The following is a 12,194-nucleotide window of genomic DNA, read 5'->3' on the forward strand; positions in this document are numbered from 1 at the left end:
GCAATGCCCCGGCCCGACTCACAATTCTTCAGCGTGCATGTCATGTGCCATAACAGCGTGACGATGTCAAGCATAAATAACCTATATGGTTATCTCTTGAACAAAGAAGAAGCCGCAAAAGCGGCTTCTTCCATGGTCTGGAGGTACGAATCAGCGCTGTTTGTCGGACTTGCCCTGCTTGCCTGGGGCCTGCTGCTCGCGCTGCTGCCGACTCTGCTGCTGATCCACGCCTTGCTGGCGCTTCTGGGTTTGCGGGGTCTGCCGCCCTGCATTGCCCTTTTTGTCACCTTCACTCATGACACCACTCCTGTGACGGGCGGGCGATGATCGCACCGCCGACAGGCACAACGCTATGCATTGCCTTTCGCCGCTCGGTTCGGCGCATCGCCTTTCGGATCGTCGCAAATTCCGGTGTCAGGAAAGAGAAGCGACCAGCGCGTCCCAGCTTTGCGCCTCCTCCACACGCCGATGATGCACCACCATCTCGCCGATCATGCCGGCCTGCAGATCGATTTCCACCTGCGCATCATAGGTGAAGGTGGCATTGCCGCGGATCGAGACCATGCCGCCGGCGTCTGGCGCTTGCGCGCTTGCAACCACCATCCCGCCGCGGTTGCGGATCGTCAGCGCCTCGCCGAACGGCTTTCGCCCGGTCAGCCCCGCCGCGAAACAACTTGCCGCCATCGCGCTGCCGCAACTGTTGGTCAGCCCGACCCCGCGCTCATAGGTCCGAACGAACAGCCCCGCTGCATCCGCGATCACGAAGCTGACATTCATTCGCGCGGGCATCAGGTCCGGCCCCGCCTCGCACCAATCGCCCAGCGCCACCAGTTCGCTTTCATCGATCGAATCGACGAAAGCGATCAGATGCGGGTTGGGCATCGCCACTGCGGTAAAGCCGCGCTTACTCGGCAGGCCCGGAAGGATCGAATCGATCGCGGGCGCATCGATCGCCAGCCCGACATCGCCCGGATCGGTCGACGCCGGTCCCGCGCGCGTTTCGATCGTCACCACCCCCGGCGCGATTTCCTCGCGCCGCGCGGCAAAGGCGCTGCTGGTCTTCAGCTTCACCCGTGCTTCGTTCAGCCCGGTCAGTTCAAAGCCCAGCCGCGCCGTACAGCGCAGGCCATTCAGGCAGGTCTCCGCCTCGCTCCCGTCAGAATTGAACATCCGCATGCCGAAATCATGGGCGTCGTCACCGGGCGTCAGCAGCAACAGGCCGTCACCGCCCACCGGCCCCTCGCGATCCGCCAGCAACCGCCCGATGGTGGCCCATTCGGCGTCGCTCAACGTCAGCGCGCGAGCGTCGATCAGGGGAAAGTCGTTCCCGGACCCATGGCATTTGACGAAACCTGTCTGCATATCGTGCATTTAGGGGCGCACAGGCCGTCTTGCGAGCGCAAATCTCGGCACAGCCGCGCGCGTCCACCGCCACCAATCCGCTTCCCAATCCCCGATCGATTGGCTAAGCCCCGCCGCATGCTACGCCGCCTTTACGACTGGATGCTGGAAAAGGCGGCGCACCGCCATGCCGAACGCTGGCTGTTCCTTTTCGCCTTTGTCGAATCGAGCTTTTTTCCGGTCCCCCCGCACCCGCTTCTGGGCCTTATGTGCCTGTCGCAACCGCGCCGTGCGCTGCGCTACGGCGCGATCTGCACCGTCGCTTCGGTGCTGGGCGGGCTGTTCGGCTATGCGATCGGCTATTTCGCCTATGACGCATTCGGGCAGCAGCTTCTGCAATGGCTTGGTCTTGCGGAAAAATTTCCCGCCGCCGCCTGTTATCTGCGCGAATATGGCGCGCAGCTCATCATCGTAAAGGGCGCGACCCCGATTCCGTTCAAGCTGGTGACGATCACCGCCGGGTTCATTCATATGAGCCTGTTCACCTTCGTCTGGGCCAGCATCGTCAGCCGCGGGTTTCAGTTCATGGCGGTGGGCCTGCTCTTCCGCCTGTTCGGCGCATGGGCGAAAAGCTTCATCGAAAAATATCTCGGCCTGCTCACGATCGGGTTCGTCGTGCTCGTCATCGGCGGATTCCTGCTGATCAGCCAGCTTGAGGGTGGTCATGGCGGCGCCGCTGATCCGTGCAGCAGCCCACAACCGATCGCCGCCAAATCGGTCACGGGCTGATACCCGATACGCAAATGCCCGCACGGGCGATATCAACCCCCCACCCGCAAACTCGGTTTGCGCTCATCCTGTCAAAGCGCCGACCTTCCTTCACCGCACGCCAAGTCGCGCGACCCGAAGCCCGCGCCTACCCCGCGCCCTGAATCGCCTTTTGCCGCCGCCGCTGCACCGAAGAGCCGATCCCCATCGATTCGCGATATTTCGCCACCGTGCGCCGCGCGATGTCGAACCCCTTGGCCTTCAGCATCTCGACCAGCGTATCGTCGGACAGGATTTTCTTCGCATCCTCAGCCGCGATCAGCGCGCGGATCGCGCTCTTCACCGCTTCGGCCGAAACGGCGTCGCCGCCATCGGCCGACGCAATCGCGCTGGTGAAGAAATATTTCAGTTCGAACGTGCCGCGCGCGCAGGACAGATATTTGTTGCTCGTCACCCGGCTTACCGTCGATTCGTGCATTTCGATCGCATCGGCGACCTGACGCAGCGTCAGCGGGCGCAGATGCGCGACGCCTTTCAGGAAAAACGCCTCTTGCTGCTTCACGATTTCGCCAGCCACCTTCACGATCGTGCGCTGGCGCTGGTCAAGCGCCTTCACCAGCCAGTTGGCGCTCGCCAGACAATCCGACAGCCAGCCTTTCGATGCCTTGTCCTGCGGCCCCGACGCCAGTTCGGTATAATAGGACCGGTTGACCAGAACGCGCGGCAGCGTCGCACCGTTGATCTCTACCGCCCATCCCGCACCGCGCCGGGCGATAAAGATATCGGGCACCACCGCCTGCATCGCCTCCCCGCCGAAGCGCAGGCCCGGCTTGGGGTCATAGCCGCGAAGTTCGCGAACCATGTCGGCCATGTCCTCGTCATCGACGCGGCAGATACGCTTCAGCCGTGCCATTTCACCGCGTGCGAGCAGGTCCAGATTGTCGATCAGTGCCGCCATGCACGGATCGTAGCGATCGGCTTCCTTGGCCTGCAGCGTCAGGCATTCGCAAAGCGAGCGCGCGCCCACCCCGGTCGGATCGAATGTCTGGATGATCGCCAGCACCGCCTCCACCCGAGCCAGCGGCGCGCCCAGCCGGCCCGCGATATCTAGCAGCGGCGCGGTGATGTAGCCGGCGTCATCAATCTGATCGATCAGATGCGCCGCGATGAACGCATCCGCGCCAGCGACCGCCGCGCCCGCCTGTATCAGCAGATGGTCGGCAAGCGTCGTCTCACCTGCGCTGAAACTGTCGAAGTCCGGCCCGTCGTCACCCATGCCGCCCGGCCCGGTGGCGCCCAGTCCCAGCCCGCCGTCCAGTCCGCCGATCGAATCGGCCGCGCTGTCATGATGGAATGCTTCGCTCGACAGGTCGACATCCAGCGCTGCCTCGCCCGTGCCCGCGCCCTGTTGCAGCAACTCGCCCGAATCGGCCAGGCTCTCGCGCTGCTCGCCATCGGCCGCCGCCTCGCGTTCGCCCGGCAACTCATCCTCGCCACGCGAATCGAGCAGCGGGTTCTTCTCCAGCTCTTCGGCGATATAGGTTTCGATTTCCAGGTTCGACAGCGCGAGCAGGCGGATCGCCTGCTGCAACTGCGGCGTCATCACCAGCGATTGCGATTGGCGCAGGTCGAGGCGGGGGGCCAGGCTCATGACGCGTTAGAGCGAGAAACCCTCCCCCAGATACAGCCGCCGGACATTCTCGTCGGCGACCAGTTCGTCGGGCGATCCGGTGAACAACACCCGTCCGTCATAAATGATGTATGCGCGGTCGACGATTTCCAGCGTTTCACGAACATTATGATCGGTAATCAGCACGCCGATGTCGCGATTCTTCAGCTCGGCGACCAGATCGCGAATGTCCGCGATCGAAATCGGATCGATCCCCGCAAACGGTTCGTCAAGCAGCATGATCTTTGGATCAGCCGCCAGTGCGCGGGCGATTTCGGCGCGCCGCCGCTCACCGCCCGACAGCGCCATTGCGGGCGAGGCGCGAAGCCCGGTCAGCCCGAATTCGTCAAGCAACTGGTCCAGCCGCCGCTCGCGCGCCGCCTTGTCCGGCTCGGCCAGTTCGAGCACCGCCATGATATTCTTTTCGACCGACAGACCGCGAAAGATTGATGTTTCCTGCGGCAGATAGCCCAGCCCCAATATCGCGCGGCGATACATGGGCAGCGGGGTAATATCCTCGCCATCGAGCATGATCCGTCCGGCATCGGGCTTCACCAGCCCCATCACCGAATAGAAACAGGTCGTCTTGCCCGCGCCATTGGGGCCGAGAAGGCCGATCACCTCACCCCGCGCGACCGACAGCGACACATCGGAAAGCACCACCCGCTTGTCATAGGATTTGGCGATGGACACGACCGCCAGTCCCTTGTCGGGCGGCGTTTCGCTGACCGGTTCCAGATCGGCAAGGCTGCTCGTATCGTCCATCATCTCACCACTATAGGCGCGCCGCCCCGCGGATGTTCGGGCCGCCGGCGCGCGATTGGCAGGAATCGTGCATGATTATGCCGCGATATGGAAGGGCGCTTTGCCGCGCCCCGCCCGTTATTTGCGGTCAGGCACCGAAAAACGGCCGGTTACGCGGCCGTTGCTGCGCGTCACCCCGCCGTCCGCCTGTCCGCGCGAACTGCCCACGCTCGACCCGTCGATCGTCGCCCGTCCGGTGTCGAGATCGATATTCACTCGCCCGCCGTTCAGGACATTGCCGCCCTGATTCAGCGTGACATTGCCCAGCAGCGTAACCACCCGGCTGTTCAGGTCATATACCGCATATTGCGAACGCGCCGTTTGGTCGGGCCGGGTAATGACGACATTGCCCGATGCGTCCAGCCGCGAAACCTGCGGCGAACCGCCGACCACCTGGCCGGTATAATGCACCGTCATGCGCGCTGCGTTCAGCGTCATTTCCGCCTGTTTCACCGCGACATCGCCCGAAAGAACGGCGCGATTGGCCTTGTCCTGCAATTCGATATGCGCTGCGGAAACATCGATCGGCGCGCTGGAATTATGCCGCGTCTGCGCCGATGCGCCCGCCGCCAGGGCAAGCACGCCGGGAAACGCGATCAGGGCGATGGGGCGCGTCATCACTGCCCTTTCGCCTGCTTGGGCGCGATGCGCAAGTGGGCATTGCCGTCCAGCCGAACGGTGTGGTTTTCAAGGTCGGCGCTCATCCGGTTCGCGCTAAACGTGCCCTGCGGCGTATCGCCGTCGACCGCGCCGCCGCTTTTCATCGTGCGCGCCTTCAGGTCGATCGTGGCATCGCGGGTATTCATCCGGTATCCGTTCGCCGCGCGAAACGTGATCGGTCCGTCCACCGCGACCGTATCGTCCTTCATGTCGTACCGGCCCTGATTCGCCTTTAATTGCGCCGGCCCGTCGGCCAGTTGGATCTGCGCTGCGAGATCGTTCAAGCGGACGATCGGCTCGGCCGAACTTTTCTGAACGGCGGAACCGGCGGTCAGGATGAAACTGCGCCCCTTGGAATCCTCGCCGCGATAACGTGCGCTTTGCAGCTTCATCCGCTCCTGCGCGACATCGACCTTTCCCTTGTCGAGGATGAATCGCATTTCGCTGTCGTTGATCAGCGGCGCGATGATCAGAAACGCGGCGAGCACGCCCACCGCGGCCGGAAGCACCTTCTGCGCGGTCGCCACCACCCTGTCGTGCGGGCTGCCCGGCGCCGCCCATTCCTGCCGCTGCGAGCGGACCCGGCGTGCTATTTCAGACACGGGCCTTCCCCCTCAGGCATGGGCGAAGATATCGGTTTCGGGCCATCCGGCCAGGTCCAGCGCGGCGCGATGCGGCAGGAAGTCGAAACACGCCTGCGCCAGCGCGGTTCGCCCTTCGCGCGCCAGCCGCTTGTCCAGTTCTTCCTTCATGCCGTGCAGATAGCGCACATCGGACGCGGCATATTCACGCTGCGCATCGGAAAGCGCCGGACCGCCCCAGTCGGACGATTGCTGCTGCTTCGAAATCTCCGCGCCGACCAGCTCGCGCGCCAGATCCTTCAATCCGTGCCGGTCGGTATAGGTGCGCACCAGCCGCGACGCGATCTTGGTACAATATACCGGTGCCGCTACGACGCCAAGATAATGCTGGATCGCGGCAAGGTCGAACCGCGCGAAATGATATAGTTTCAGCCGCGAAGGATCGCCCAGCACCGCTTTCAGGTTTGGCGCGGCATAATCGCTGTCGGGGCCGAAGCGGACAAGATGTTCGTCGCCGCTCCCATCGGATATCTGCACCACGCACAGGCGGTCGCGCGGGGTGATCAGCCCCATTGTTTCGGTGTCGACGGCTACCGCGCCGGGTCCCAGCGCGCCGGCGGGGAGGTCTTCTTCGTGAAAATGAACGGCCATCCGCATCGCCTAGCCGCGAATGGCTGAACGCTCAATGGCCGGGATCGGCGGCGATGTCTTTCTTTGTCCCGCGCGACCGGCGGGCAAGGATGTTCAGCGTCTCCACCCCGGCGGAAAACGCCATCGCGGTGTAGATATACCCCTTGGGCACATGAACGCCGAACCCGTCGGCGATCAGCACCACCCCGATCATCAGCAAAAAGCCGAGCGCCAGCATGACGACGGTGGGATTGCGCCCGATGAAATCGGCAAGCGGGTTTGCCGCGAAAAGCATCACCCCGACTGCGACGATCACCGCGGTCACCATCACCGGCAAATCGTCGCTCATCCCGACCGCGGTCAGAATCGAATCGATCGAAAACACCATGTCGAGCGCCAGAATCTGCACGATCGCCGACGCGAAGGTCAGCCCGCGCTTGCCCTTTTTATCAAGCACCGAATCGGATTCATGGCTGTCGACATTGTGATGGATTTCGCTGGTCGCCTTCCAGACGAGGAAGAGGCCGCCGCCGATCAGGATCAGGTCGCGAAGCGAAAACGCGGTTTCGAACGTAGGTTCGCCATGCGCGCCCGGCGCGCCGGAAATGCCCAGATCGATTACCGGCGCGGTCAGCCCGACCAGCCAGGCGATCATCGAAAGCAGCACCAGACGCAAGCCGAGCGCGAGGATGATTCCCACCCGGCGCGCCTTTTGCTGCTGATGTTCGGGCAGCTTGTTCGACAGAATTGATATGAAAACCAGATTGTCGATGCCCAGCACCACCTCCAGCACGATCAGCGTAAGGAGGGCCGCCCAAGCGGACGGATCGGACAAAAGCGATGCGATCTCTGCCATGGCGCGATTTAGTGCCCGGAACGCGCCCGCGCTGCAAGTATCTGAGAAAGAATCGCAAAAGCGGAGTCGATTTTGTTCGCGACCGCACTTGTTTTACGTTACAATGCTTTGTGGTGCAGTGATAGAAGCGCCCGAACTCCTGCGTTTGTTCGTCCGGCGTCAGGGCTTCATGGATACCAAGGGACGAAGCGGGAAGATAAACAGGGCAATGAGTTTCGATAAAGGACGCCGGGGCGATCGCGGCGGTCGCGGCAGGGACAAGCGGGACTTCTTCGGTGAAGAAGGATTCCAGGATTTCGGTCGCAGCAGCAGCGGCGGTTTCGACGATCGGCGCGGAGGCGGCTTCGGCGGCGACCGCGGTGGATTTGGCGGCGGCGACCGTGGCGGTTTCGGCGGTGGTGATCGCGGTGGCTTCGGTGGCGGCGGCGGTGGTTTCCGCGGCGGCGGCGGCGGTGGCGGGCGCGGCATGCCCCCGCAGGTCGTCGGCGAAGCGACCGGCGTGGTCAAATTCTTCAATGGGCAGAAAGGCTTCGGCTTCATCGTTCGCGATGACGGCGGCGAAGACGTGTTCGTTCACATCTCTGCGGTCGAACAGGCCGGCCTGACCGGTCTTGCCGAAGGGCAGCCGCTGGGCTTCACGCTCGTTGATCGCGGCGGCCGGGTTTCGGCGACGGACCTGAAGATCGACGGTGAACCGATGCCGGTCGAAGAACGCGCTCCGCGCGAAGGCGGCTTCGGCGGCGATCGCGGCGGTGGTGCGCCGCGCGGCGGACCGCAGCGTCAGCTGACCGGGGAGAAGGCGACGGGCACTGTTAAATTCTTCAACGCGATGAAGGGCTTCGGCTTTATTCAGCGCGATGATGGTCAGCCTGATGCCTTTGTGCACATCTCGGCGGTCGAACGCGCCGGCATGCCTACGCTCAACGAAGGCGACCGGCTCGAATTCGAGCTGGAGGTCGATCGTCGCGGCAAATATGCCGCGGTCAACCTGCAGCCGATGCAGTAAATATCGGCGTTTCGACAGTACGACATATGCGCGTTCGTCGATTCGCAATAATAACAGGCGGGGTCGCGGCACTGGTCGTGGCCCCGCTTTTGTACGCACAGCAAGCGCCGCACCCGGCACCGCAAGCACGCCCGGCATCGCCGCCGGTTATCGCCGCCCATATTCTGGCGCGCCTGCCGCATGATCGCAAAGCCTTCACCGAGGGGCTTTTCTATCGCGACGGCCATTTGTTCGAAAGCACGGGCGAAGTCGGCGTGTCCGATATCCGCAAGGTCGATCCCGCCACCGGAAAAGTGATTCGCCGGGTCGCCATCGACCCGTCGCTTTTTGGCGAAGGCATTGCCCCCTGGGGCGATCAGATCGTCAGCGTTACGTGGAAATCGGGCAAAGGCTTTCGCTGGAACCGGGCTTCGCTGCGACAGGTCGGCGCTTTCAACTATCCTGGCGAAGGCTGGGGAATGACGTCCACTGCAACCGACCTCATCCTTTCCGACGGCACGGCGCAGCTTCGCTTTCTCGACCCGAAAAGTTTTGCCGAACGGCGGCGGGTGACGGTGACGTTCGCTGGACGCCCGCTTGCCAATCTCAACGAACTGGAATGGGTGGACGGCACGATCCTCGCCAATGTCTGGCGTCAGAACGCAATCGTGCAGATTGATCCTGAAACCGGCGCCGTGACGAAGGTCATCGACCTGACGACGCTGGCGAAGGAAATCGATGCGCATGACGTCGATTCGGTGCTCAACGGCATTGCCTGGGATGCGAAGGGGCGAAGGCTGTTCGTCACCGGCAAGAACTGGCCCACATTGTTTCAGATCGCCTGGCCGTAACCAGCCTTACACGATCATCCGCCTGAGCGTATCGATCCGGTCGGCCTCTTCGGCCGGCTTGTCGCGCCGGATACGACTGATTCGGGGAAAGCGCATCGCCAGCCCCGATTTATGCCGCTTCGAATCATGGACCGAATCGAACGCGACCTCCAGCACCAGCGTCTTTTCGACTTCGCGAACCGGCCCGAACCGGTCGACCGTATGATTACGCACGAATCGGTCGAGCCATTTCAGTTCCTCGTCGGTAAATCCCGAATAGGCTTTCCCCACCGGCAGCAATTCGCCCGATTCGGTCCAGCAGCCAAAGGTATAGTCCGAATAGAAGCTCGAACGCCGTCCATTGCCGCGCTGGGCATACATCATCACGCAATCGGCGGTCAGCGGATCGCGCTTCCATTTATACCATAGCCCGACGCGCCTTCCAGCGACATAGGCCGAATCGCGCCGTTTCAGCATCACGCCCTCGATCGCCCCTTCGCGCGCGGCTTCGCGAATTTGCGCCAGCGCGTCGAAATCGGCCGCTTCGATCAGGCTCGATATATCGAACCGATCCGATCCCGTGCGCGAAACGAACCGTTCCAGCCGAACCCGCCGTTCTTCCCAGCGCAGCGCACGCACATCCTGCGCACCGTCGAACAGAATGTCATAACAGCGAACGAATGCCGGGCTTTCGCGAAGCATCCTGGCCGTCACCGTCTTGCGGTTCAGCCGCTGCTGCAGCGCGTTGAAGCTCGCCGCGCCGCCCCCATCGTCCAGCGCGCCGCCCTGCCCCTCGCCGCGAACCAGCAACTCGCCGTCGAGCACGCCTTCGATTGCAAACGCCTCCGCCACATCGGGAAAGCTGCCGGTAATGTCGTCGCCCGCACGGCTGTACAGCCGGGTCTCGCCCGCAACGCGAACGATCTGCACGCGGATGCCGTCCCATTTCCATTCCGCGGCATAATCGGACAGATCGACCCGCGCATCTTCCAGCGGGTGCGCCAGCATGAACGGGCGGAATACGGGAACATCGGCCGGGGTCGGTTGCTCGCCATGCCCCTCTCCCCATGCGAAAAGCGGCAGATAAGGCGGCTTCAGCCCGTGCCACACCTCCTCCACCGCATCGACATCCAGATCGAACGCCTGGGCAAGCGCCGTCTTGGCAAGCCGCGCCGATACGCCTACGCGAAGCCCGCCCGTTGCCAGCTTCAGCAGCGCAAACCGCTCCTCTATCGCCAGCCGGTCGAGCATCTCGGCAAGTATGTCGGGGGCCTGTGCACGCGTCAGGCCGGTCAATCGCTCGATAACCTGCGCCACCCGCAATTCATCACCAGGCAGCGTTTCGGCGCGCGCCGCATCGGGTTCGGGCCATAGCAGCGCAACTGTCTCAGCAGTATCGCCAACGAAATCGCGGCTCATCCGAAACAGCAGCGGGTCGACCCGCTCTTCGATCATCGCGCGGATGACCGACGATTTCACGCCTTTCAGGTCGATATCGCCGGTCAGCGCCGCCATCGTCCATCCCCGATCGGGATCAGGCACGGCGCGCAGATAATCAGCGATCAGCTTCAGCTTGGCGTTTCGCGATCGGGTATAGATCAGCCGGTCGAGCAGTTCGGCAAAGTCATGCATGGCTGATCAAACGCCCCGACACGACGCTTGGTCCCGCCCGATCAATCCATCCGATGATACCGGAAGGGGACTTCCTCGACGGTGCCGTCCTGTTCGATCGCCACCCAGACGGTAAGCGCGTCGTCACCGTCACGATCCAGCGTCAGTCCGTCGAAATAGAAATCCTCACCCTCTACAGCCAGCAGCGGAAACTCCACCGCCTTGCCGCCCTTGGCATCTTCCCAACCGGTCAGGTCGGCGTTGAAATGACGCAGCCGGTAGACCAGCGATTCGCCGCGCGGCACGATCTGCATCAGTTCGTAAAAAGCGACCTTCCCGTCCTCGCCCGCCATGACGAAATGACCGGCGATCTGACCGCTGGTGGGTGCCGAATAGGTTTCGCTTGCGCGTGCGCCCATTCCTTCGCCTTCCCAGCTTCCCGCAAGCCAGGAAAGCGAATTTATGTCGGCGACGGCCGGCGGAACGCCGGGCTGTGCCGAACGGACATTCTGCGCCGCCGCCGGGGTGGAAACAGTCAGCGCAACCGCAACGCAAAGTGCAGGCAAGTTTGCCATGGGGCGCCTCCAGCTAAATCCACCCCTTCATTATGTCGGGCTACGCGACTTGCCAAAACTTTAATCGATCGCGTCTTTCACTTTCTTTCCCGCAATCAACCCCAGCACAAGGAAGAGCACGAACAGCGCAAGAGCGATAAAGAACAGTATCTTGGCAATGCCGATGAACGCGCCACCGATTCCACCAAAACCGAGCACCGCCAACACGACGCCGATCACCAGAAAAGTCAGTGCAAGTTTGAGCATGATACTTTCTCCCTGAAATACGCCATGACAGCGCGCGGACTATTGTCCAGGTTCCGGAAAATGAAAAAGGGCCGCTCGCGGCGGAACGGCCCCTTTGTACCGGCCTTCTGGACCTGCACTACAGATCAGCGTCGGCTTGCCTCGAACAAAAACCATGCGCGTTCTTCCGCCTGATCGGTCCAGTCGTCCAGAATCCCGCTGGTCGCATTGTCCTTGGCTTCGTCGACAATATCCTTTGCCTTGCGCAGGCTTGCGACGAGCGCAAGGTTATCGTCGCGCAATTCCGAAAGCATGTCTTCGGGCTTCACGAAATCGGCATCATTATCCTTGATCGACTGGTGCCGGGCGATGTCGCCGATCGAACGCAGCGTCGTATTGCCCGTCTTGCGCACGCGTTCGGCGATGTCGTCGGTGGTCGACAGGATCTGCGTCGCCTGATCATCCAGCAACAGGTGATAATCACGGAAATGCGGACCTGACATATGCCAATGAAAATTCTTGGTTTTCAGGTACAGCGCATAGCTGTCGGCCAGAATACCGTTCAGCGCCTGGGCAACGGTCTTGGTCTCGTTGCCCTTCAGATCGGTGGGGGTGTCGAGCGCGGTCTCTGCCATCTGCGATTCCTTTCAAATCTTCAA

The 12,194-nt window shown here is 62.5% G+C and carries 15 protein-coding genes; 4 read left to right on the plus strand and 11 right to left on the minus strand.

What is annotated here, in order from left to right; all coding sequences use genetic code 11:
• Nucleotides 1-3: 3 nt before the first annotated feature.
• Nucleotides 4-327 carry a hypothetical protein gene (locus KY084_RS06845; RefSeq protein ID WP_219237715.1) on the plus strand — a complete coding sequence of 108 codons (324 nt, stop codon included), beginning with the start codon at nucleotides 4-6 and terminating at the stop codon, nucleotides 325-327.
• A gap of 87 nt (nucleotides 328-414) precedes the next feature.
• Here the strand turns inward: KY084_RS06845 and dapF are convergent, their stop codons facing one another.
• Nucleotides 415-1,362 (minus strand): diaminopimelate epimerase, encoded by a 948-nt coding sequence (gene dapF, locus KY084_RS06850; RefSeq protein ID WP_219237716.1) that lies wholly within the window; start codon nucleotides 1,360-1,362, stop codon nucleotides 415-417.
• A 117-nt stretch (nucleotides 1,363-1,479) separates the two neighbouring features.
• On the opposite strand from dapF, the gene KY084_RS06855 reads away from it, so the two are divergent.
• Nucleotides 1,480-2,130 carry a YqaA family protein gene (locus KY084_RS06855; protein ID WP_219237717.1) on the plus strand — a complete coding sequence of 217 codons (651 nt, stop codon included), beginning with the start codon at nucleotides 1,480-1,482 and terminating at the stop codon, nucleotides 2,128-2,130.
• 127 nt (nucleotides 2,131-2,257) lie between these two features.
• On the opposite strand, the gene rpoN is transcribed toward KY084_RS06855, so the two are convergent.
• The 6 genes from rpoN to KY084_RS06885 all read right to left on the minus strand — a co-directional run bounded on the left by rpoN (nucleotide 2,258) and on the right by KY084_RS06885 (nucleotide 7,309).
• Complete coding sequence (rpoN, locus tag KY084_RS06860) at nucleotides 2,258-3,760, minus strand: RNA polymerase factor sigma-54 (RefSeq protein WP_219237718.1); 1,503 nt, start codon at nucleotides 3,758-3,760, stop codon at nucleotides 2,258-2,260.
• Between the two features lie 6 nt (nucleotides 3,761-3,766).
• Nucleotides 3,767-4,543 carry an LPS export ABC transporter ATP-binding protein gene (gene lptB / locus KY084_RS06865; RefSeq protein WP_219237901.1) on the minus strand — a complete coding sequence of 259 codons (777 nt, stop codon included), beginning with the start codon at nucleotides 4,541-4,543 and terminating at the stop codon, nucleotides 3,767-3,769.
• A gap of 117 nt (nucleotides 4,544-4,660) precedes the next feature.
• A complete protein-coding gene (locus tag KY084_RS06870) occupies nucleotides 4,661-5,200 on the minus strand; it encodes an LptA/OstA family protein (protein ID WP_219237719.1) in 540 nt (179 codons plus the stop codon).
• Nucleotides 5,200-5,844, minus strand: coding sequence for an LPS export ABC transporter periplasmic protein LptC (lptC, locus tag KY084_RS06875; RefSeq protein WP_219237720.1), 645 nt, complete (start codon nucleotides 5,842-5,844; stop codon nucleotides 5,200-5,202). The genes KY084_RS06870 and lptC overlap by 1 nt, the downstream gene beginning before the upstream one ends.
• 12 nt (nucleotides 5,845-5,856) lie before the next feature.
• Nucleotides 5,857-6,474, minus strand: a complete 618-nt coding sequence (locus KY084_RS06880) for a ribonuclease D (protein WP_219237721.1) — start codon at nucleotides 6,472-6,474, stop codon at nucleotides 5,857-5,859.
• 31 nt (nucleotides 6,475-6,505) lie between these two features.
• The gene (locus tag KY084_RS06885; protein WP_219237722.1) at nucleotides 6,506-7,309 is read right to left on the minus strand and encodes a TerC family protein; all 804 of its coding nucleotides are present in this window, start codon (nucleotides 7,307-7,309) and stop codon (nucleotides 6,506-6,508) included.
• A 208-nt stretch (nucleotides 7,310-7,517) separates the two neighbouring features.
• Here KY084_RS06885 and KY084_RS16585 point away from each other — a divergent pair, with 208 nt between their 5' ends.
• Together KY084_RS16585 and KY084_RS06895 are read left to right on the plus strand one after the other, a co-directional pair.
• A complete protein-coding gene (locus tag KY084_RS16585) occupies nucleotides 7,518-8,315 on the plus strand; it encodes a cold-shock protein (protein WP_219237723.1) in 798 nt (265 codons plus the stop codon).
• A 77-nt stretch (nucleotides 8,316-8,392) separates the two neighbouring features.
• The gene (locus tag KY084_RS06895; protein WP_343227969.1) at nucleotides 8,393-9,145 is read left to right on the plus strand and encodes a glutaminyl-peptide cyclotransferase; all 753 of its coding nucleotides are present in this window, start codon (nucleotides 8,393-8,395) and stop codon (nucleotides 9,143-9,145) included.
• Between the two features lie 6 nt (nucleotides 9,146-9,151).
• Here the strand turns inward: KY084_RS06895 and KY084_RS06900 are convergent, their stop codons facing one another.
• The 4 genes from KY084_RS06900 to KY084_RS06915 form a co-directional block, all read right to left on the minus strand.
• Nucleotides 9,152-10,756: a cisplatin damage response ATP-dependent DNA ligase gene (locus KY084_RS06900; RefSeq protein ID WP_219237724.1), complete on the minus strand. Its 1,605-nt coding sequence runs from the start codon at nucleotides 10,754-10,756 to the stop codon at nucleotides 9,152-9,154.
• 41 nt (nucleotides 10,757-10,797) lie between these two features.
• Nucleotides 10,798-11,310, minus strand: a complete 513-nt coding sequence (locus KY084_RS06905; protein WP_219237725.1) for a DUF6265 family protein — start codon at nucleotides 11,308-11,310, stop codon at nucleotides 10,798-10,800.
• Nucleotides 11,311-11,370: 60 nt separating this feature from the next.
• On the minus strand, nucleotides 11,371-11,556 hold the full coding sequence (locus KY084_RS06910) for a DUF1328 family protein (protein ID WP_219237726.1): 186 nt from the start codon (nucleotides 11,554-11,556) through the stop codon (nucleotides 11,371-11,373).
• Between the two features lie 125 nt (nucleotides 11,557-11,681).
• Complete coding sequence (locus KY084_RS06915; RefSeq protein WP_219237727.1) at nucleotides 11,682-12,170, minus strand: Dps family protein; 489 nt, start codon at nucleotides 12,168-12,170, stop codon at nucleotides 11,682-11,684.
• Between the last annotated feature and the right edge of the window lie 24 nt (nucleotides 12,171-12,194).

The sequence above is a fragment of the Stakelama flava genome (assembly GCF_019351405.1).
GTDB lineage: Bacteria > Pseudomonadota > Alphaproteobacteria > Sphingomonadales > Sphingomonadaceae > Sphingomonas > Sphingomonas flava_A.

Excerpts from the sequence above, each read along its gene's own strand:
- KY084_RS06845 (WP_219237715.1), top strand. The coding sequence starts at position 4 with ATGCCCCGGCCCGACTCACAATTCTTCAGCGTGCATGTCATGTGCCAT.
- dapF (WP_219237716.1), bottom strand. The coding sequence starts at position 1,362 with ATGCAGACAGGTTTCGTCAAATGCCATGGGTCCGGGAACGACTTTCCC.
- KY084_RS06855 (WP_219237717.1), top strand. The coding sequence starts at position 1,480 with ATGCTACGCCGCCTTTACGACTGGATGCTGGAAAAGGCGGCGCACCGC.
- rpoN (WP_219237718.1), bottom strand. The coding sequence starts at position 3,760 with ATGAGCCTGGCCCCCCGCCTCGACCTGCGCCAATCGCAATCGCTGGTG.
- lptB (WP_219237901.1), bottom strand. The coding sequence starts at position 4,543 with ATGGACGATACGAGCAGCCTTGCCGATCTGGAACCGGTCAGCGAAACG.
- KY084_RS06870 (WP_219237719.1), bottom strand. The coding sequence starts at position 5,200 with ATGACGCGCCCCATCGCCCTGATCGCGTTTCCCGGCGTGCTTGCCCTG.
- KY084_RS06880 (WP_219237721.1), bottom strand. The coding sequence starts at position 6,474 with ATGGCCGTTCATTTTCACGAAGAAGACCTCCCCGCCGGCGCGCTGGGA.
- KY084_RS06885 (WP_219237722.1), bottom strand. The coding sequence starts at position 7,309 with ATGGCAGAGATCGCATCGCTTTTGTCCGATCCGTCCGCTTGGGCGGCC.
- KY084_RS16585 (WP_219237723.1), top strand. The coding sequence starts at position 7,518 with ATGAGTTTCGATAAAGGACGCCGGGGCGATCGCGGCGGTCGCGGCAGG.
- KY084_RS06900 (WP_219237724.1), bottom strand. The coding sequence starts at position 10,756 with ATGCATGACTTTGCCGAACTGCTCGACCGGCTGATCTATACCCGATCG.
- KY084_RS06905 (WP_219237725.1), bottom strand. The coding sequence starts at position 11,310 with ATGGCAAACTTGCCTGCACTTTGCGTTGCGGTTGCGCTGACTGTTTCC.
- KY084_RS06910 (WP_219237726.1), bottom strand. The coding sequence starts at position 11,556 with ATGCTCAAACTTGCACTGACTTTTCTGGTGATCGGCGTCGTGTTGGCG.
- KY084_RS06915 (WP_219237727.1), bottom strand. The coding sequence starts at position 12,170 with ATGGCAGAGACCGCGCTCGACACCCCCACCGATCTGAAGGGCAACGAG.